Source organism: Filobacillus milosensis, assembly GCF_004402015.1.
In the GTDB taxonomy this organism is placed as follows: domain Bacteria; phylum Bacillota; class Bacilli; order Bacillales; family Alkalibacillaceae; genus Filobacillus; species Filobacillus milosensis.
In genome coordinates this window covers 95,145-114,811 of the sequence record NZ_SOPW01000003.1, presented here as the reverse complement: position 1 = coordinate 114,811, position 19,667 = coordinate 95,145, and the positions used below count along the sequence as shown (strand labels likewise).

The window sequence follows — 19,667 nt, the reverse complement described above, 5'->3', positions numbered from 1 at the left end:
CCCTCAAACTATAAGAACTGTTGAACTAAATATCGTATCATTCCGACTAAATATGCTGAAATGGTTCCAAATACAATGACTGAACCTGCCAACTTGAACATATTTGTTGCAACACCTAAAACTATTCCTTCACTTTTATGTTCTAATGCTGCACTCGTTATGGAATTGGCAAACCCAGTAACTGGAACAGCTGAACCTGCCCCAGCAAACTGCCCTAACCGATCATAAACACCAAATCCGGTTAATAACGCGGAAATTAAAATCAAGGTCGTAACTGTAGGGTTACCAGCTGATTTTTCTGTAAAACCAAAGAGTTCAATATACATGACTGATAAAGCTTGACCTACAACACATATTAATCCCCCAACAATAAACGCCTTTAAGCAGTTTTTGAATAGCTTTGGTTTAGGTTGATATTTTTTTATTTCTTTTGCGTAGTTTTCTTTTGTTATCACATTCATCACCCTTATTTAACATAAATCACCCATTGAAAAATCGAGCCTAATATTTTGCCAAAAACAATAGCTAAAACTAATATTTCAAGCTGATCAGCTAACTTAATACGCTTAGCTAAAATAGGAAAGACATTTAGGACTTCTGTTAATGCAGCAGCTAACATACCAATAAAAATTCCATGTAGAAGTCCCCAAAACATTTCAAAAACAATCGGAGTATCTATAGAAACATGTGTGAACGAAATAAAAATCCCAAACAGAGCACCTAAAATAACAGCCCATTCATAAAGTTGTAATGCACTTTTCGATTTACTTAATTGAACCAACCTTGGAATAATCCCCAAGACAGTAATGAAAGCAACAAAACCAGATCCTACTGCCAGCCCACCTGCTAATCCGACGAATATCTCAATTCCATAACTGATAATCTCCAACATTACTTCTCATCTTCTTTATTTAATTCATTTTCATTAAAAGACACATAATGATGGAGGTCTTGATCATAATTAAACATTTCAACTTCTAACGGACTCGGTTCTTCATTAAATCGTTTCTTAAAAAAGTGATTAAAAAATAAAAGCATACCTAAACCCAACCCGATCGAATAAGGTATTTGTAACCACAAAACGCTACGATTTTCGTTTTTATCTGAGATCATCTCATGTAAAGTAGATTGAACTTCTTCCATACTCACATCAAAATGGAAATTCATTATGGCCATCGCAGCGCCTACAAATAAAAGACACCATATAAATGCCACATACAGTGGATAAACTTTGGGCTTGGGCTGATAAATCACGAGAATGGCTTGCGAACCACCAACAGATTCAATTTCATACTCTGGATATAACGTATGAATTCTTTTAATAATCGTAAATAGATCAAATACTTTATAGGTTTGATCCTCCTTAGTCACTGTGTGCAAATATAGAGTTGAAAGCTTCTTTTTTACCGTGTCATCGTTTGTACTAATCCAAGCAATGTCACTCAATAGTATCTTCTGACCTTTTTTAACTACTTGTTTAGGTTTAAGTCGAAGATAAATCACGTTTTGCATCATTAATCAACTCCAACTTTATTTTGCTCAATTAACTGACAGACCATTCTATATTGTTATTATGTACATTACTAATTTGAAAATGTATTTAAGACATATAAAAAAGCTTTTGCGCAAAGGCAAAAGCTTTTCAGTCACTTATTTAATAGGTGTCCCATTTGTTCAAGAATATTTTTTTCAAGCCTCGAAACTTGAACTTGTGATATATTTAACCGTTTTGCTACTTCTGATTGAGTTTGATCTTTAAAGTAGCGCAAATAAATAATTAATCGCTCTCTTGAATCCAGTTGACGTATAGCTTCTTTTAAAGCAATATGATCAAACCAACTTGAATCCTTTTCTGCTATTTGATCCATTAATGTTATAGGATCTCCTTCATTCTCAAAGACAGTTTCATGAATAGAATGAGGGCTTTGATTAGCTTCTAAGGCCATGATAATTTCCTCTTTAGGTATTTCTAACTCTTCACTTATTTCAACTATCGAGGGAGAACGGCCATGAGCTTTTGAGAACTCATCCATTTTACCCCTAATTTTATTGTTGAGTTCTTTTAAAGAGCGACTGACTTTAATCGAACCATCATCTCGAATAAAACGCTGGATTTCACCTATGATCATCGGTACAGCATAAGTAGAAAACTTTACATCATACGATAGGTCAAACTTATCTATGGATTTTATGAGGCCAATACATCCAATTTGAAACAAATCATCGGGTTCATAGCCTCGATTCAAAAAGCGTTGGACCACTGACCACACAAGTCGAGTATTTTTCTTAACTAATTCATCTCTAGCTAATTCATCACCCGCTTGACTTTGTTCAATCAATTCCCTGACTTTCTCTGTTGATAGTGCCTCTTCTTTAAGTTTACCGTTTCCGCTCATAGGCATCACCCATGATAAGCAGTTTCATTTTGATTGAACTTCTTTCTCATTGTGACAGTTGTCCCATAACTCATTTGTGAATCTACTGTAATATCATCCATAAAGTTCTCCATAATCGTAAAGCCCATGCCTGAACGTTCTAACTCAGGTTTAGATGTAAACATAGGTTGTGTTGCTTCATCTACATTTTCAATGCCACGGCCTTGGTCCATGATTTTCAACTCGACCTCACCGTCTCTAATATGACATTCTAATGTTACCAGCGCATTTTCATCCTCTTCATAACCATGGATAATCGCATTTGTTACAGCCTCTGAAACAACAGTTTTTATTTCAGTTAATTCGTCAACTGTCGGGTCTAGTTGTGCAATAAATGATGCCACTGCAACTCTTGCAAAAGATTCATTTTCACTTTTTGCTGCAAAATCAACCTTCATGTAATTATTCATGATGCCACCCCCAGACGTTCCAGGGCAGCGTCTTCATTATTAGCTGTTCTAACCAGTTTAAATAAACCTGATAGTTCAAATAATCTCTTAACGGATGCGTTATAAGCACATACGACCATCTCACCATTTAATTGTTTAACTTCTTTATATCGTCCTAAAAATACCCCCAAACCTGACGAATCCATAAAAGCTAATTTCTCCAAATTAATGACAACATGCTTAATACTCGTATCCTGCAACTGGTGCTTCCATTCTTCCTTTAACTTCTCTGCCTCATGGTGATCTAACTCACCAATGAGCCTTACTAATAAAACATCTTCTCTTTTTTCAAATTGTGAAATAAGACTCAACGCTTTCTTCCTCCTTCTTGAATGAAATTAAGCTATTGAGTCTTTCTTCTTTTTTTATTCAAATTCCTGCAACAAGACAAAACTAGTGAAGTTTCGACGTTTATTTACCTTGATGAATATTTTTCATCGTACGTTTCCATAATGTCCAAATATTTGCATCTTTCACATCAGTACTAACCACTAACGGATATTCTCCTACGACTTGATCTCCCTTAAATATTTTAATTTTACCGACCTCATCACCTTTTTGGACTGGCCACTGATTGTTTTCCTTAACAATTTTTGTGTCATATTCATCTAAGGATTCGCCTTTTTTTATTAATAAAGAGACATTCGTTTTCGGGGACGCGACTAATTTTTGATTAGATTTTAAAGGTTCCCATTCATAAACAGCATCATCTTTACTGTAAATTTTTTTAATATCGTATTGCCCAAAAGCAAAATCCAGCATATTAGAAATATCTCGATTTCGTTCCTTAGATGTTTCAGCGCCCATAACGACAGCGATTACTCGCATGTCACCTCGTTTGGCTGTAGCTGTTAAGCAGTATTTTGCCTTTGAAGTATACCCCGTCTTTAACCCATCAACACCATCATAAAATTTCACTAATTTATTGGTATTGACTAACCAGAACTCATCTTCTGATCCTTTTCTTAAATAATCTTCATAGATTTTCGTATAGTTTGTAATCTCCTCATGCTCTAATAAAGCCTTTGCCATAACTGCCATATCATAAGCTGTTGTATAATGGTTTTCAGCTGGTAACCCAGTTACATTTTCAAAATGCGTATCTTTCAAACCAAGCTCTTTGGCTTTGTTATTCATTTTTTCAACAAAAGCTTCTTCAGTTACAGCGATTCTTTCTGCTAAAGCTACTGATGCATCATTGGCTGAGGCTACAGCAATACCTTTAAGCAGATCATTAACTTCCATCTCTTCAAACGGTTCTAAAAAAATTTGCGTACCACCCATTGAAGCAGCATGTTCACTAATGCGAACTTTTTCATTTAATGTAATCGTGCCTTCATCTAGTGCTTCCATGATTAGTAACATCGTCATAACCTTAGTCATACTTGCTGGCGGTAATCGTTTGGCTTCGTTTTCTTTGTATAGAATTTGTCCGGTATCAGCTTCCATTAATAGTGCAGATTGTGAGGATTCAATAAGATTAGCTACTTCCTCTTGTGTCGGTTCGGCAAATACATTAAAGCTAGGAAAAATGAGTGAAATAATTAATACACTTGAAATTATTTTTTTCATGTCAATACTCCCTCCATTTCATGTTTCATATTTTTTCCAAAGCTTTCGGATTTATTACAAAAATATAAAAGAAGGTGTAAGAAAAGCGATAGAATCTGTTTAATCGTGTGTAACAGTCTTAAACTATTTAGTGGTATTTTTGAGGTAATGGAGGGATTTGATTTCTCTATAAGAAATTAAACCCGCTCTACAAGAACTTTTTCTTTACCTATAAGAACTACTTGTCAATCTATGAGAAAAAAATATAGTTCTATAGGAAAATTAGCTCCTTCTATAAGAATTTCTATAAGGTCTATAAGAAAATGATTCGTTATGAGAATCAGACCTAAAAAATAGACCCTATCATTCGATAAGGTCTATCATACAAACATCATTATATTGTGTTATTCACTAATAATGGTATGCACAAGTGTTGGCGTATCTAGATTTGATTCACTGATTGTTATGTTCTCATAAAGTTTTTCTTTAATTGAGTCAACATCAGTTGTATTACTGTGTAAAGTTAATATGGATTCGCCTTCTTCAACGTAATCGCCGACTTTTTTATTTAGTACTAAACCGACGGATAAATCAATTTCCGATTCTTTAGTTTGGCGTCCTGCTCCCAGCATCATTGCTGCAGAGCCTATTTCATCTGCTACTATTTCCTGAATGTAACCCGACTGCTTCGCTTCAAGCTCAAATGTGTGTGAAGCTTTAGGTAAATTCTCTGGATGATCAACGACTGATTCATCCCCACCTTGTGCCGATAAAAATTCTTTCAACTTATCAATCGCTTTACCGTTCTTGATGTTTTCTTCTAATAATTGTCTAGCTTCATCAAGCGTTTCGGCTTTTCCTCCTAGAACAACCATTTGGCTAGCTAAAGTTAAAGATAACTCTGTTAAATCATCTGGACCATTTCCTTGTAACGTATTAATTGCTTCTTTAACTTCTAAAGCATTTCCGATTGCGCGACCTAAAGGCTGGCTCATATCACTAATGACTGCCATCGTTTGACGACCGACATTATTTCCGATTGACACCATCGCTTTAGCTAATTCTTCCGCTTCTGCTTTAGATTTCATAAATGCACCAGCACCAGTTTTTACATCTAATACGATGGCATCTGCACCTGAAGCAATCTTCTTACTCATGATTGAGCTCGCTATCAATGGAATGGAATTGACCGTTGCTGTTACATCTCTTAAGCCATATAGTTTCTTATCTGCAGGAGTCAAATTACCTGTTTGACCAATGACCGCAATTTTATTTTTATTAACTAAATTTACAAATTCTTCGCTAGTGATTTCTACGTGGAAACCAGGAACCGCTTCAAGCTTATCAATCGTACCACCTGTGTGACCTAACCCACGTCCGCTCATCTTAGCTACTGGCACACCAACTGAAGCGACAAGGGGGGCCAATACTAAGGTCGTTGTATCGCCTACACCACCAGTTGAGTGTTTATCAACTTTCACACCCATAATATCCGATAAATCAATGGTGTCACCTGAATTAACCATAGCCATTGTCAGTGCTGCACGTTCCTCTTCATTCATATCCTGAAAGAAAACGGCCATAGCTAAAGCACTCGCCTGATAGTCTGGAATGGATCCATCTGTGTATCCATCAATAAAAAAATTGATTTCTTCTGTTGTTAAATTGCCACCATCACGTTTTTTGGCGATAATATCATACATTCTCATCTTTTACACTCCTGCTTTTACATCGTTTCAATAACTTTTTTAACTAGTTGAATAAAGTCTTCACGTACTTTTTCTGTTGTTTCAATCACTTCATCATGTGATAAAGGCTGATCTAAAATTCCTGCTGCCATGTTAGATATACATGAAATCCCTAACACTTTAATACCTGCATGGTTAGCAACGATCACTTCTGGAACCGTTGACATTCCAACAGCATCGCCGCCTAATGTACGTAGCATTTTAACTTCGCTACCTGTTTCATAAACAGGACCTGTATTTCCAACATACACACCTTCTTGAAGTGTTAATCCCAGCTCACTTGCGCTTTGTTTAGCGACATTCATTAGCTCAGTGTTATAAGCTTGCGACATATCCGGAAAACGAGGACCTAATTCATCTATGTTTGGACCGATTAATGGGTTGTCGCCCATGTTGTTAATATGATCTGTTATTAACATTAAATTACCCGCATCGAACGATTCATTGATTCCACCTGCAGCATTAGTCACAAGTATTTGTTCAACACCCAGCGCTTTCATTACTCGAACAGGAAAAGTAACTTGCTGCATTGTGTAGCCTTCGTAATAATGAAAACGTCCCTGCATCGCAATGACATTTTTACCTTGTAGTGTACCTGCTACTAACTGGCCTTTATGACCTGCTACTGTGGATGTTGGAAAATGTGGAATATCTCCATAAGGAATTACAGTTGGATTTTCAATTTCATCTGCTAAGACTCCAAGTCCAGAACCTAAAATTAGTCCAATATTAGGCTGGTTTTCCTTGATTTGTTGCTGAATATAATTTTTAGATTCATTAATTTGTTCCATCATGATTAAGCAAACTCCTTTTATTTAATATCTTCTAAAAAGCTTTTACCGAATTTAGGTGCTTTAACATTAAAGTTTTCAGCAATTGTCGCCCCGATATCCGCAAAATTCTTGCGCAACGGAAGCTCTTTTCCTACTTCAATCCCGTTATGATAAACAAGAAGTGGTACGTATTCGCGTGTATGGTCTGTTCCATGGTGAATAGGGTCATTACCATGGTCTGCTGTGATTATTAACAAGTCATCATCTTGAAGTTTATTCAACACTTCAGGTAAACGCTCATCAAAAGCTTCTAACGCTTCTCCGTAACCTTGAGGGTCACGACGATGTCCAAATTTCGCATCAAAGTCTACTAAGTTTAAGAAGCTCAGACCTTTGAATGATTGATTTAAACTGTCAACCAGTTTATCCATACCGTCACTATTATCACTCGTACGTTTAGCCTCTGTTACACCTTCACCATCATAAATATCACTAATTTTACCTAAAGCAATAACATCATATTGTGCATCTTGTAGCTCGTTCATTACGGTACGACCGAACGGCTTTAACGCATAGTCATGACGGTTGGAGGTACGCTCAAATCCTCCAGGTTGCCCCACAAATGGTCGTGCGATAATACGTCCAATCATGTATGGGTCATCTTTGGTTAATTCTCTTACTGTCTCACAAATTTCATATAGCTCATCGATGGGAACTATTTCTTCGTGAGCTGCAATTTGAAGAACAGGGTCTGCTGAAGTATAAACGATTAATGCACCTGTCTCCATATGCTCCTCACCAAGTTCTTCAATAATCTTAGTTCCTGAGGCTGGTTTATTACCAATCACTTTTCGTCCAGTTTTCTCTTCAATTTGTTTAACTAAATCATCAGGGAATCCTTCAGGAAATGTGCGGAATGGCTGGTCCATGTTTAGACCCATGATTTCCCAATGCCCTGTCATTGTATCCTTACCAACTGAAGCCTCTTGCATTTTTGTGTAATGCGCTAAGGGCTTTTCTGCTGGTTCGATACCTTTAATCTCTCTAATATTACTTAAACCAAGCTTGCCTATATTTGGCATATTAAGTCCATTCATATGTTCAGCAATGTGCCCTAGCGTATCGGCACCTTCGTCATTAAAATCTTTAGCATCAGGAGCTTCCCCAATACCTACTGAATCCATAACAATTAAAAATACTCTTTTAAAAGGTTGTTCCATGATGATCCCTCCATTTAATTGTCTTATTTCATTTCCCACAACTTATCTTAAATAAAAATAAAGCTGTTCGCCAGAATAAAATATAATTAATCCTTACTTTAAGGTGCTGAAGTTGACCTCAAAGTGAAACTATAACATATCATGCCCTTGGATGGTAATTCTGATAAATATCTTTCATCCGTGTTTTTGTGATATGAGTATAAATTTGTGTAGTAGATATGTCTGCATGTCCTAACATCTCTTGTACCGCTCGAAGATCTGCACCATTTTCTAGTAAATGTGTAGCAAACGAATGACGTAACGTATGAGGCGTTAATTCTTTCTTTATATTTTTCTCTTGAGCAATCTTCTTTAATACTTTCCAAAAACCTTGTCGCGTCATCGCACCACCTCGATGATTAACAAACAAAGCATCTGTATCCTTCGTTTTTGTAAAAGTTGGACGCGCATATTCAACGTATTCCTCGACAGCTTTTTGAGCATGTTTTCCTAAAGGTACAATTCGTTCTTTCTCCCCTTTACCAATTACCCTTACGAACCCCATTAATAAATGTAAATCATTAAATTTAAGTGACAACAATTCAGAAATTCTTAGACCGGTGGCATATAGCATTTCAAGCATCGCACGGTTTCTGATCGTTAAAGGTTCATCACCAGGAAGCTCTAATAATGATTCCACTTCTTCACTAGATAAAATTTTAGGTAATTTTCGTTCTCTTTTAGGCGTTTGTATATGTAATGTTGCATCATGACTAACATCATATTCCTGCATGATAAAACGATGATATGAACGCAGTGTTGAAATCATTCGAGCCATGCTGGACGTTGATTTTCCTGAATCTGATAAATGTTTTAAAAAAGCTCTAATATGACTTCTTTCTATTTTTTGAAGATCAGTAACTTCTTCAACCTCTTTTAAATATTTATGATATTGATTTAAATCTCTTCTATAAGAAGCAACAGAATTATCAGCTAGTCCTTTTTCAACTCTTAAAAAATGGAGAAAATCTTTAATCGAATCTTCCATCCCCAGCCCTCCTAATAAATGCTTTCAATAAAAATATATTCCCATTAATAATTCTTGAAAAACTAATACAATTAGAATTAAACAACTGGCTTTGTTATAGTTTAATGTTTTCAAGTGTTCAATTTATTACTTTACGAAAAGCGAAAGGCGGCGACTCCTGCGGGAACAGCGCAAGCCGAAAATCACGCAAAACGAACGGCAGTGAGTTTTGGGAAGTTGAGGCCGTGCCCGCGGAAAGCGTCCGCCTGTAGCGATTCATAGAATCTATACAAACTTTAACAGACCTAAACAAAAAAACCTTTTTTCCTGATGAAAAAAGGTCATTGTATGTAAAGTCTATTCGTTTTCACGATTTTGACATTTGTTACAAATTCCATGAAAGGTTAGTCGATGATCTTTCACTTTAAATTCCCATTGTGATTCAACAATCTTCTCAACATCACCTAGTAAATCGTCTTCAATTTCTTTAACTGAGCCGCATTCCACACATACTAAATGGTGATGAAAATGCTCTGCCCCTTCTTTTCTTAAATCGTATCTTGATACACCGTCACCAAAATTTATTTTATCTACGACTTTTAATTCTGATAATAATTCTAATGTTCGATACACAGTTGCCAGACCAATTTCTGGTGATTTCTCTTTCACGAGGAGGTAAATATCTTCCGCACTTAGGTGATCTTCTTCATGCTCTAACAATACACGTACCGTTGCTTCTCTTTGCGGGGTTAATTTATAGCTCTGTGAATGCAATTGTTTTTTTATTTTTTCTATGCGGTTCTCCATCATAATTCCCCCTCTTACTTTTCAGTTTTATTATAAGTAACAGGGGGTTTAGTGTCAAATTGTAATGATATTAATTTGTGTTTTATAAACATTGTTAATTTATAATTATTTTAATATAAAATACATGGCCTGGGAGGAGATAAATGCTTCAATAACTGACCCCCCCAATATAATTAATAAAGCAATTAAATAGCTTTTAAAATACAATGACATAGCCTGTCCAATTGTATAGTAACTCTTCCCTTTAGCAAAAAGCATTTTCATTACGTGAATACAGAAAATCATACTACTAGCTACTATTAAAAGATAAGCTGGGACAATTAATAAATTTTGAGGTGCGACTGACGTTAGAGAAATAAGAAACCCTTGCCACGTTAATTGGTTCACTAAAAATCCTACCGTAAACCCTATAACAATCCCTTTAATAAACAATAAAAACCAGACGACAGGTAAACCGATAAAGGATAAACCAAAAAGAAATAAGAACGTCACATATTTTCCGTGGGTCCAGAATGAATTCACTAATTCACTTAAGGTTAACTGACGTGACTGTTCCGTAAATGATTGAAAATATTGTTCAACAAAAAACAATAAATCTTGTTTTTGTAAGAAACTTAAACTCCCAACCAAACTCGCTCCAAATATTACTCCGATCACAAATAAGACAAATAAAAACACATATAAACTGATATATGGCTCCAATGTATAAGATGATCCCTTAAGCCAACGTTTCATCATGGTTCCTCCATTCATTTCTAACTCTAGTAAAATCCTATGTTAGTAGAAATAAATATAGAACCAAGTAGATTAATTAGAATTAATCATTTTTTGGTGGACTAACTACCACTCGACCGTATGTCCCACCACCGCCTGGCTCGATACCGAGCTTACCATGACGCAATTGTAAAATGAGTTCAGCAACTTGTTTATTACTGTTATCTATCAGTTCTTCAAATGTTGCCTGATGAATGATATACATATCATTATATAGTCTCTTTCGTAATCGCTCTAAAGTCTTTGGCCCTAGTCCAGGGATGTATTCTAAAGGCACCTGATAAATATATGGAGGTCTATTTATGTTCGGTGAATATTGTTGTTTACCGCTCACTTCTAGGATTCGTTCGCTAACACCTTTAACAACCTTTTTCGAACCACACTCTGGACATGGCACAGCATAATCGATGCGACTATCACACGAACGGCAAATCGTCGTATAATACTTACCCAATCTTGGATTCATCCCATAATTAGCTTTCACACACCTGCCTTGATCTGATTTCAGAGCTTTTTTTAGCTCTTCAAATGTCGGTTCAGCCAGTCCTAACTCTTGATATTCACGTCCGATTTTTTCTAATGAATGGGAATCAGAATTCGTTAAGAACGTATATGCGTTTAATTCATCGATAGTATCAGCCATGGAAGTATCAGAACTTAACCCTAGCTCAACTGCATCAATCAGGTTTGGATCGAAAACTTCGGTTAAACTTTTGTTTACTCCTTTACCATACAAGCTCTTAAAAGGCGTAAATACATGAGCCGGAATAAATAATCCGCCAAATTCAGCTACCTTTTTCTGTAGTTCTTTTGCCTGAATATACATACGCTGCGAGCTTAATGTACGATTCTTCACAAACTGGGCATACCATTCCGAAAACTGTCTCATCCTCTTTAAAGTTGGCAGAAAACATAGAACATGTATTGGCCCAGAACAATTGTCATCGTACAACTCAATTTCAGATCCTAATAACAGAGTCACCGAACCATTAGATATGCCTCCCCCATCAAGCTCTTTACATTCTCCTGACTCTAGCAGTTGATCGATTTCTTCAATCACTTCAGGCACATGAGTATCAATGACTCCCACTAAATCTAACCCTTTTTTCTCTCTAACATAATGAAAGATGTTAGTAATAGTTAAATTATTGGAAGCTGAAATTTTAACAGGTTGATTATGGATCGTCCGACCAATATGTACGTGCAGATCAGCATAATAACTTTTTAAAGTCAATTCTTTCACCCTTTTTGTAACATTAAGTAATAAATAGCATGAATAGTTTTTGCGTCGTGGATTCGCTGTTCTTTAATTAGATCTATTGCTTCATCAATGGTAACTTCCATTAATTCTACAAATTCATCATCATCACCCTCTAAAGCATCTTCCACTTTAGTTAACCCTCGAGCTTCATAGATGTGAATAATTTCATTCGCAAAACCAGGTGACGTATAGTATGACACGACAAAATCAAGCGAATCAGCTTTATAGCCTGTTTCCTCTTCTAGCTCACGTTCAGCTGTTACTTCAGGCTGTTCACCTGGTTCTAACTTTCCGGCTGGAATTTCAATAATACTTTTTTCCAGTGCTTTTCTATATTGCTCAACCATCACAACTTTTCCATCATCCGTTACTGGAATAACCCCCACAGCTCCAGGGTGATCAATCAATTCTCGTTTAGAGGTTTTTCCATTTGGCAGCTTAACCTCATCTATTTTAAGGTCGATAATTTTTCCTTCATATATGGATTCACTTTTAATCGTTTTTTCTTCAAATTTCTTCAACACTATTAACCCCTTTCCTACCTTAATTGTAGCATACCCAATTGTATGATTTGTCTTTTGAACTGCCTTGTTTTTAAAATAGAATATGAAGGAGTGATTAGATGATCAACAACCGCCAATTAGGACATTCTGACTTACAAGTATCTGAAATTAGTTTGGGATGTATGAACCTGGGAACCAATGCAACTCAGGCAAAACACATTATAGACACTGCATTAGATCAAGGCATTAATTATTTAGACACCGCTGATTTATACGACTTTGGTGAAAACGAAAAAGTAGTTGGGCAAGCGATAAAAGGCAAACGTGATCAAATCACCTTGGCAACTAAAGGTGGAAACCATTTCGAACCAGGAAAAGATGATTGGTACTGGGATCCGTCTAAAACTCACTTAAAAGAAGCCATAAAAAATAGTTTGCATCGTCTCGGTGTTGATGATGTTGATTTATATCAACTTCACGGAGGAACCATCGAAGACCCAACCGATGAAACGATTGAAGCCTTTGAAGAGTTACAACAAGAAGGTTTGATTCGTTACTATGGGATCTCATCTATCCGACCAAATGTTATAAAGACTTTTTTAGAAAAATCAAATATGACAAGTGTGATGATGCAATATAGTTTAATCGATAGACGACCAGAAGAAGAAATATTAGACCTATTAAATAAAAACAATGTCGGGGTTGTGGCGCGTGGATCCTTAGGTAAAGGCATGCTCACAAGCCAAGGTCAGACACAATGGCAGAAAAAAGGTCAAAACGGTTTCCTTGATTCTGACGCTGACCAATTACATCGTGTGGTCACTTCACTTCAAGACTTAGCGAGTGAACATGACGTTTCTCCTCAATCTTTAGCTATTGGTTATGCGTTAAAGAATCCGGCTTTAAGTAGTCTTGTTTTAGGTGCGAGCAAACCTGAACAAGTTCTTGATAATGTTAAAGCTTATCAAAATTCTCACATCTCCGATGATGTGTATCAACAATTAAAAAAATTAACTCATTCAAATATTTATGATAAACACCGTAAATAGCTTCTCTACTAGGCCGCTTCCAAATTTTGGGGCGCGGCCTTTTTTTTATTGTATAATATTTCTATTGATAAAGGAACGTTTGTTCGCATATAATAAATAACACGAACATAGGTTCTTTTGTGAGGGATATTATGAATGACATTATTTTTTTAGTCGATATGCAATCGTTTTATGCATCCATTGAAAAATCGGCTAATCCAAACCTGAAAAACCAACCAGTCGTTGTGGCGGGTGACCCCGAACGCCGAAGTGGTATTATACTAGCGGCCTGCCCGTTAGCTAAAAAATATGGTGTGAAAACTGCTGAAGCTCTGTGGGAGGCACAACAAAAATGCCCACACCTCGTCATCGTACGACCGAGAATGCAGCTTTATATTGATATATCTTATCAAATTACACAAATCCTGGAGCGCTTTACAGACCAAGTTGAAGTGTTTTCAGTGGATGAACAATTTATGGATCTTACAGGGTGCGAGCGGTTATTTGGAGATATGAATACCATTGCTCGAAAGGTTCAAGAGGAAATCCAGGAAGAATTAGGTGTCTATGCCCGTGTTGGGATGGGACCTAACAAAATTTTAGCTAAAATTGCATGTGATAACTTTGCTAAGAAGAATGATGAGGGGATTTTTTATTTATCCCAAGAGAATATGAAGCAAACGATGTGGAAGCTTCCCGTTGGTAAAATGTTTGGCGTTGGAAGCCGTATGGAGCGCCACTTTCATCGCATGGGGATTCAAACCATAGGAGATTTAGCTAACTACCCCGTTCATTATCTAAAAAAACGCTGGGGAATTAATGGTGAAGTTTTATCTAATATTGCTAATGGAATCGACTATTCTCCTGTCACGACCCATACGCATAATAGTCAAAAAGCTGTCGGTCACCATATGACCTTACCACGTGATTATGAAACATTAGAAGACATTAAAATTATTTTATTAGAACTCAGTGAGGAAGTTGCGAAACGGGCCCGTTCTAAAAACTACCGTGGTCACACGGTATCACTGGGGGTGCGTGGGGCAAACTTTGATCACCCAACAGGTTTTCACCGGCAAATCAAGCTGACTTCTCCAACTAACTACGGGATGGACCTTTTTCAAGCTGCTTTACAATTGTTAAATAAGCATTGGGATGGGCTACCCGTTCGCAGTGTGGGAGTCACCTTGTCACAACTCCAGTCAGCTGATGTTTATCAACTCAGCCTTTTTGATGCGTCAGTGGAAAAAGACCAACTAAGCCAAGCCATGGATGATATTCGATTAAAATTTGGGCAAACAGCAATTGTTCGTGCGTCTTCATTACGAGATGGCGGGCAAGTCTTTGATCGATCTAAAAAAATTGGTGGTCACTACAAATAAGGAGGAATAAATCATGCCAAATAAACTCACTCACGGACACAATTTGATGTGGGAATCGAGCCGAATGATGCTCCCAGAACACAAAGAAATCCTACAGCAGCACCAACAAAAGCTCAATCTAAAAACAAAACCACAGCTAGATGAACAAGAAGTTCAATGCCTTGAACAACAGCTGAATGAAGCTATTCACAGTGGTTCAACCGTTACCCTTGTAATATTCGGCCCTATTGAACACCTGAAATTAACCGGCAAAATAGGAATGGTTGACCATCAACTTCGACAAATTAAAATACTTCTTCCCAACGATGAATTAGAGTGGGTTAAATTTAAAGACATTATGCAAATAGAATAGTTAAAAACAGGGTACGATAAAAGCTATGGAGGTATGATATAGTGAGGAATATTATTGTTATAACCGTGTTTCTGTTGGTTTTATTTGTCCCCATAGCAGAAGCCTCTGCCCAAACAGACTACGAAAAAGCATTAATTTCCTTAATGTTTGAAGATATTCACAAAACAGTTGATGAATACTATGGCTTCGAAGGTGTTCAATTCTTCGATGAAGAGATTTTAGAATTGAAGATGACTGGCGGACTTTCTTTTGATGTTGCTGTTAAAATCTCTACTTTTATAGGAGCCCACAACACAATCGGTACAGACACATTAAAGTTTAGAAGGGAAGTTGAAGGGCTTAAGTTAATTAGTTACAACCATATCCCATCAGAACACAAAGAAGAGATATTAGAGTGGTATTTCAATAGGTCAGTACACCCTTAATAAGGGCTGATTTATTAAGCGCCTCCGAGTAACCACGTTATACGATGTTTTATGCCTTTAAATTATTCTAAATGCATTTCATAATAAGCCTCTTCTTCCTGTACATCATCAAACCATTTCATGCCTTGATATTTTAAACCGATTTTCTCTAAGACTTTTAACGAACCAGTGTTAATGGGGTTCGCTGAAGCATAAATGTACTCAACAGAATTATGTCGTTTTGCAATATCCACACAAGCAGTAGCCGCTTCAGTAGCATAACCCTTTCCCCACGAATCTTTATTTAAATGAAAAATAAGTTCTACAGATTCTGTTGATGAGCCTAAATTGAGTCCAGCTGCCCCAATCACCTGTTCTGACTCTTTCTCTACGACTGCATAAACCGATAACCCTTGTTCTTCATGACATTTTATATAGTAATCTATTGTTTTAGACAGTAATTCATGAGGAGTGGCACCTAAACAGTACTGCATTACCTCTTCGTCACCCCAGAAACTTTTAGCACTGTTCACATCTTCTGGTTCAAAAACTTTTAACATCAATTGTTTGGTCTCGTATATTTTTCTAATCTTAATCACCCTTTTAAAAATCCTTATTTCTTTGGTGCTTCTTAAGTCGTAGTTTGATTCATGAAATCTCTTATGATTTTAGCGAACACTTCTGGTGCTTCAAGAGGTAGATGGTGATAGGTATCTTCCAACTCTTTCAGCCCATTCACAATTCGAGCGAGTTGTTCGGCACCTTCAAGTGACATGACAGGACTTTCCTTAGCTCAAACAACCCAAGTTGGACAATTAACTTGTTGAGCTAATGACAAAGATTCCACATTTTCAATTGCCAGTGCCTTCCGATCAAAACGCTCTGTCCAGGTCCCATCCTTTTGTTCATAGAAGCAATCTTGGGCTACTCGTTTCACTCGCTCAGGTGTTGCTTTGTGCTGAGGTGGTAATAATTTATAATGATCTACAGCCTCTTTTAAAGTGTCGTAAACACGACCTTTCTTTTGCGCAGCTTTATGAAAACCCGCCAACTCCTTTTCAGGTGAGTCAATTTTCATGTCGGCTACAAGTAAAGCATTAGGTGGACAATGACTGTTGCTTGCTACTTTCATCCCAATGTAACCTCCCATCGAGTGACCAACGATGGCATAAGGACGATTAAATTCTCGAGCCATTTCTTCTATATCTTCAGCGTAATCATCGAAACGGTAACTCTCCGCCCAAGGACTTTGACCGTGCCCTCTTAAATCAGGAGCGATCAGATAGTACTCCTCTTCCAGATAAGTTGATACCTCATTCCACCAGCCGCTATGACAAGCAAGAGCGTGTAGAAGTATCAAAGGTGGATTTTGAGGGTTCCCCCAAGCACGATAATACATCTTCATACTCAAGACCTCCATTCGAGTCATTACTCCAATTTAATAATTTTTTCTGGTGTTGCTTGCGCTGGATATGATGCATTTACACCCGTTACCCAAAATTGAACATGATTTCCTTTATTAAATTTTGAACTTTTATAATCTAAATAAATTAAATCTACCTCATTCTCCATAAGTTCTTTAACACTTTGATTTTTTAATTGTTTATATTCGCTTTCGGTAACACCTTTAGCAACCAAAATTCTTTCCTCTTTAATATCAATTATATAGCCTTCCATTTTCATCCCGTCTGGTTCATTTATAGCGTTATAAGTAGTCCATGCAACAATTAGAATCAAAATAACGAGAATAAAAATCATAAAAAACTTTAATTCTTGTTTAACATTTGAATTGATACTGATCACTCCAAACCACTAAACTGTATACCGCTGATTCCAGCTCTTAGGAAAGCTTAATCTATTAGCGTAAAAATAACGAATCAGCTGCCCATGATGCATAACTTCATGCTCTAACAAATCTATAAGAAGGTCTGCATTGATATTATTTATATCAGCTTCTTGTAAGAATTGTTCGAGTTTAGATGACGATTCTTCTAATTTATGTATTACTAATTGTTGATCAAAGCAATCTTCCAAACTGCATGAGAACCCTTTCCACTTACCATGTTTTAAAGCTATCAAATAACTTTCTCTAGCTCCTACAATACAATATACTTGTTCCCCAATTGTATTAGAAGGTAAATCCGAAATCCTTAATTTCAAACCCTCATCGTCAATCGTTTTATATAAATCTATAGTTAGATTACATGCTTTTAATAATCTTGTAGCGATTGAGTGCATCACAAACCCTCCAATTCTAAGTATCGTTTACTATTTAATATGTTAACAACCCAACTTTAAAAGACACCCAACAATGATTGCCTTGCAGAACTTTTACAACTATAAGTTTTATGCTTGAATAAAGACCCACATGTATCCATCAGGGTCAATAACTCCGAAATCTATGCCCCACTTACGAGTAGTAGGTTCCGAGATTATATTCATATTATGATAATCAATAGGAGTTAACCCAGATTCTTTTATTTGATTGATAAAAGACATGATATCATCGACTGCAACGTGAAACTGTGCATCTCCACTATCACCTTTTTCATTTGTCGGATGAAGCATGATTTCTATTCCACCAACTTCAAACCAGTACATCCCTTCATATCCTCGTAAATAATTAAATCCAGCTTTTTCATACCATTCCTTTGATTGATCTGTATCCTTGCAAAACAAAACTAAATTTTTCAAGAAATTCATTAAAACATGACTCCTTTTTTCATAATGGCTTACTTTATTAAATTCGACAAAAAAAGCGTTAACCCTTTCCAGATTAACACTTCCAAGCTACTATAGGATTTTTTAAAATATCAAATAACGGTTCATAATAAATAATGAAAGTATCAAGAAGATCTCATTACTCTTGGTTCACACCTAACTTTTCCTTAACCTTACTAATTCTCTGAGAAAATTCTTCAGAACTCCCTTCAGAGTTAATGTAAATGGAATGTGATTTATCCTCTGCTGCATTACCTACCAGAACGATATCAATATTCTCCTTTACTGAAAATATACTTGCTGTCTCAGCTATGTAATTGGAATGAAAATCTTCTTTAGGTGATTCTTCTTTTGTTTAATTTGGTTAAGAGTGATCATTAAACCAGTTAACCCCGCAAGAAGAGAAGGAGGAATACTCCAAACAATATAGCTCCATTGACCTGTAAACAAAGATATGAAGAGAAAAACAATTGGAAAACCTACTAGCACAAATAAAGAAACAAAAAGTGCAAACATATTATTTTTCATGGCTCTAACCCCCGTATATATTTTTAAAACATCTCAATAAATTTTTCAGAATGTTATTGAAGGAAGAATTAAACTTCCTTCTTCAATTTTTGCCGTTTTCTCCATACAAAGGGGTAAACCCTTTTAATTTAGTTTTTAATTTGAATATTGGTATTTCGCTTTTCTAACTCGTATATAAATTCTCCTATATTTTTAGGAGAGATTTGTATGGTATTATATTTTCCGTAATTTATTTCAATTCGGCACATTGAAAGCGATGGAGCTGTAAATGGATTCTTGGTTCGTCTAATGCTGTGAATTTCAGCTATTTTTATTCCCTTTTTAAAAGGTCCGTATTGGATTTCAATTAAATTGTTTTGAATTGTATAACCAGTCTTGAACCATATCCATAGTAAACAAAAACCTATTGGGCTTAAAAAAACTATTTTGATCCAATGTTGGTCCAGGAACTCAGGGGTCACCCAAACTCCCAAGTCTGGAAAGAGAATACAATAAAGAGAAATGCAAACAACCAAACTATTATTGTCATCCATAAGTCTTTTTTTGAAGGAAAATACACTTTATCACCCCCTAAACTGCCATTCTTATTAAACTTTCAGTACATTTCTTTTCAATCCAAATCGATATCTAAATTTTAACATGATTTTCTATTTCTATAATTTGTTTTTCTAAACATATGTTTTGTCCTTGTGTTTATTACATAAAAATACACGTGAATTCATTTG

Annotated in this window: 27 protein-coding genes; 4 read left to right on the top strand and 23 right to left on the bottom strand. The window is 36.2% G+C overall.

The annotated features are described in order from the left end of the window. Positions 1-8: 8 nt before the first annotated feature. From spoVAC to E3U55_RS03590, 15 genes are all read right to left on the bottom strand, one after another. The gene (gene spoVAC / locus E3U55_RS03660) at positions 9-461 is read right to left on the bottom strand and encodes a stage V sporulation protein AC (RefSeq protein ID WP_134338980.1); all 453 of its coding nucleotides are present in this window, start codon (positions 459-461) and stop codon (positions 9-11) included. Between the two features lie 5 nt (positions 462-466). Further along, entirely contained in the window at positions 467-892 is a 426-nt protein-coding gene (locus E3U55_RS03655; protein WP_134338979.1) for a stage V sporulation protein AB, read from the bottom strand. Further along, the gene (locus tag E3U55_RS03650; RefSeq protein WP_228547463.1) at positions 892-1,515 is read right to left on the bottom strand and encodes a stage V sporulation protein AA; all 624 of its coding nucleotides are present in this window, start codon (positions 1,513-1,515) and stop codon (positions 892-894) included. The genes E3U55_RS03655 and E3U55_RS03650 overlap by 1 nt, the downstream gene beginning before the upstream one ends. Positions 1,516-1,646: 131 nt before the next feature. Next, positions 1,647-2,396, bottom strand: a complete 750-nt coding sequence (sigF, locus tag E3U55_RS03645) for an RNA polymerase sporulation sigma factor SigF (protein ID WP_134338977.1) — start codon at positions 2,394-2,396, stop codon at positions 1,647-1,649. Positions 2,397-2,401: 5 nt separating this feature from the next. After that, positions 2,402-2,845, bottom strand: a complete 444-nt coding sequence (gene spoIIAB / locus E3U55_RS03640) for an anti-sigma F factor (RefSeq protein ID WP_134338976.1) — start codon at positions 2,843-2,845, stop codon at positions 2,402-2,404. Then, complete coding sequence (gene spoIIAA, locus E3U55_RS03635) at positions 2,842-3,195, bottom strand: anti-sigma F factor antagonist (protein WP_134338975.1); 354 nt, start codon at positions 3,193-3,195, stop codon at positions 2,842-2,844. Before spoIIAA ends, spoIIAB begins: the two co-directional genes overlap by 4 nt. A gap of 100 nt (positions 3,196-3,295) precedes the next feature. Beyond that, positions 3,296-4,456 carry a D-alanyl-D-alanine carboxypeptidase family protein gene (locus E3U55_RS03630; protein WP_134338974.1) on the bottom strand — a complete coding sequence of 387 codons (1,161 nt, stop codon included), beginning with the start codon at positions 4,454-4,456 and terminating at the stop codon, positions 3,296-3,298. A gap of 383 nt (positions 4,457-4,839) precedes the next feature. After that, positions 4,840-6,144, bottom strand: a complete 1,305-nt coding sequence (locus E3U55_RS03625) for a pyrimidine-nucleoside phosphorylase (protein ID WP_134338973.1) — start codon at positions 6,142-6,144, stop codon at positions 4,840-4,842. 17 nt (positions 6,145-6,161) lie between these two features. Continuing rightward, complete coding sequence (locus tag E3U55_RS03620; protein WP_134338972.1) at positions 6,162-6,977, bottom strand: purine-nucleoside phosphorylase; 816 nt, start codon at positions 6,975-6,977, stop codon at positions 6,162-6,164. A gap of 17 nt (positions 6,978-6,994) precedes the next feature. Next, complete coding sequence (gene deoB, locus E3U55_RS03615) at positions 6,995-8,176, bottom strand: phosphopentomutase (RefSeq protein WP_134338971.1); 1,182 nt, start codon at positions 8,174-8,176, stop codon at positions 6,995-6,997. A gap of 139 nt (positions 8,177-8,315) precedes the next feature. Continuing rightward, positions 8,316-9,203 (bottom strand): site-specific tyrosine recombinase XerD, encoded by an 888-nt coding sequence (gene xerD / locus E3U55_RS03610; protein WP_134338970.1) that lies wholly within the window; start codon positions 9,201-9,203, stop codon positions 8,316-8,318. 336 nt (positions 9,204-9,539) lie between these two features. Next, positions 9,540-9,989, bottom strand: coding sequence for a ferric iron uptake transcriptional regulator (fur, locus tag E3U55_RS03605; protein ID WP_134338969.1), 450 nt, complete (start codon positions 9,987-9,989; stop codon positions 9,540-9,542). 105 nt (positions 9,990-10,094) lie between these two features. Continuing rightward, positions 10,095-10,724 (bottom strand): stage II sporulation protein M, encoded by a 630-nt coding sequence (gene spoIIM / locus E3U55_RS03600; protein WP_194840811.1) that lies wholly within the window; start codon positions 10,722-10,724, stop codon positions 10,095-10,097. Between the two features lie 82 nt (positions 10,725-10,806). Continuing rightward, positions 10,807-11,997 (bottom strand): endonuclease Q family protein, encoded by a 1,191-nt coding sequence (locus E3U55_RS03595; protein WP_228547462.1) that lies wholly within the window; start codon positions 11,995-11,997, stop codon positions 10,807-10,809. Positions 11,998-12,002: 5 nt separating this feature from the next. Then, positions 12,003-12,545, bottom strand: coding sequence for an NUDIX domain-containing protein (locus tag E3U55_RS03590; RefSeq protein WP_134338966.1), 543 nt, complete (start codon positions 12,543-12,545; stop codon positions 12,003-12,005). Positions 12,546-12,649: 104 nt separating this feature from the next. Here E3U55_RS03590 and E3U55_RS03585 point away from each other — a divergent pair, with 104 nt between their 5' ends. The 4 genes from E3U55_RS03585 to E3U55_RS03570 all read left to right on the top strand — a co-directional run bounded on the left by E3U55_RS03585 (position 12,650) and on the right by E3U55_RS03570 (position 15,714). Further along, a complete protein-coding gene (locus E3U55_RS03585) occupies positions 12,650-13,576 on the top strand; it encodes an aldo/keto reductase (RefSeq protein WP_134339156.1) in 927 nt (308 codons plus the stop codon). Between the two features lie 128 nt (positions 13,577-13,704). Further along, positions 13,705-14,937 carry a DNA polymerase IV gene (locus E3U55_RS03580; protein ID WP_456071343.1) on the top strand — a complete coding sequence of 411 codons (1,233 nt, stop codon included), beginning with the start codon at positions 13,705-13,707 and terminating at the stop codon, positions 14,935-14,937. Positions 14,938-14,950: 13 nt separating this feature from the next. After that, positions 14,951-15,289: a YolD-like family protein gene (locus E3U55_RS03575; protein ID WP_134338964.1), complete on the top strand. Its 339-nt coding sequence runs from the start codon at positions 14,951-14,953 to the stop codon at positions 15,287-15,289. Positions 15,290-15,330: 41 nt separating this feature from the next. After that, on the top strand, positions 15,331-15,714 hold the full coding sequence (locus E3U55_RS03570; RefSeq protein ID WP_134338963.1) for a DUF3888 domain-containing protein: 384 nt from the start codon (positions 15,331-15,333) through the stop codon (positions 15,712-15,714). A 62-nt stretch (positions 15,715-15,776) separates the two neighbouring features. Here E3U55_RS03570 and E3U55_RS03565 read toward each other — a convergent pair whose 3' ends face one another. The 8 genes from E3U55_RS03565 to E3U55_RS17930 form a co-directional block, all read right to left on the bottom strand. Continuing rightward, positions 15,777-16,253 carry a GNAT family N-acetyltransferase gene (locus E3U55_RS03565; protein WP_134339155.1) on the bottom strand — a complete coding sequence of 159 codons (477 nt, stop codon included), beginning with the start codon at positions 16,251-16,253 and terminating at the stop codon, positions 15,777-15,779. Between the two features lie 71 nt (positions 16,254-16,324). Next, the gene (locus E3U55_RS03560) at positions 16,325-16,468 is read right to left on the bottom strand and encodes an alpha/beta fold hydrolase (protein ID WP_134338962.1); all 144 of its coding nucleotides are present in this window, start codon (positions 16,466-16,468) and stop codon (positions 16,325-16,327) included. An 18-nt stretch (positions 16,469-16,486) separates the two neighbouring features. Beyond that, a complete protein-coding gene (locus E3U55_RS03555) occupies positions 16,487-17,098 on the bottom strand; it encodes an alpha/beta fold hydrolase (RefSeq protein ID WP_194840810.1) in 612 nt (203 codons plus the stop codon). Between the two features lie 23 nt (positions 17,099-17,121). Continuing rightward, positions 17,122-17,496, bottom strand: coding sequence for a DUF3221 domain-containing protein (locus E3U55_RS03550; RefSeq protein ID WP_134338960.1), 375 nt, complete (start codon positions 17,494-17,496; stop codon positions 17,122-17,124). Positions 17,497-17,505: 9 nt separating this feature from the next. Then, positions 17,506-17,931, bottom strand: coding sequence for a hypothetical protein (locus E3U55_RS03545; protein WP_134338959.1), 426 nt, complete (start codon positions 17,929-17,931; stop codon positions 17,506-17,508). 108 nt (positions 17,932-18,039) lie between these two features. Beyond that, positions 18,040-18,396 carry a VOC family protein gene (locus E3U55_RS03540; RefSeq protein ID WP_134338958.1) on the bottom strand — a complete coding sequence of 119 codons (357 nt, stop codon included), beginning with the start codon at positions 18,394-18,396 and terminating at the stop codon, positions 18,040-18,042. Between the two features lie 327 nt (positions 18,397-18,723). Next, positions 18,724-18,942, bottom strand: coding sequence for a hypothetical protein (locus E3U55_RS03535; RefSeq protein ID WP_134338957.1), 219 nt, complete (start codon positions 18,940-18,942; stop codon positions 18,724-18,726). 128 nt (positions 18,943-19,070) lie between these two features. Continuing rightward, entirely contained in the window at positions 19,071-19,475 is a 405-nt protein-coding gene (locus E3U55_RS17930; protein WP_134338956.1) for a PH domain-containing protein, read from the bottom strand. Between the last annotated feature and the right edge of the window lie 192 nt (positions 19,476-19,667).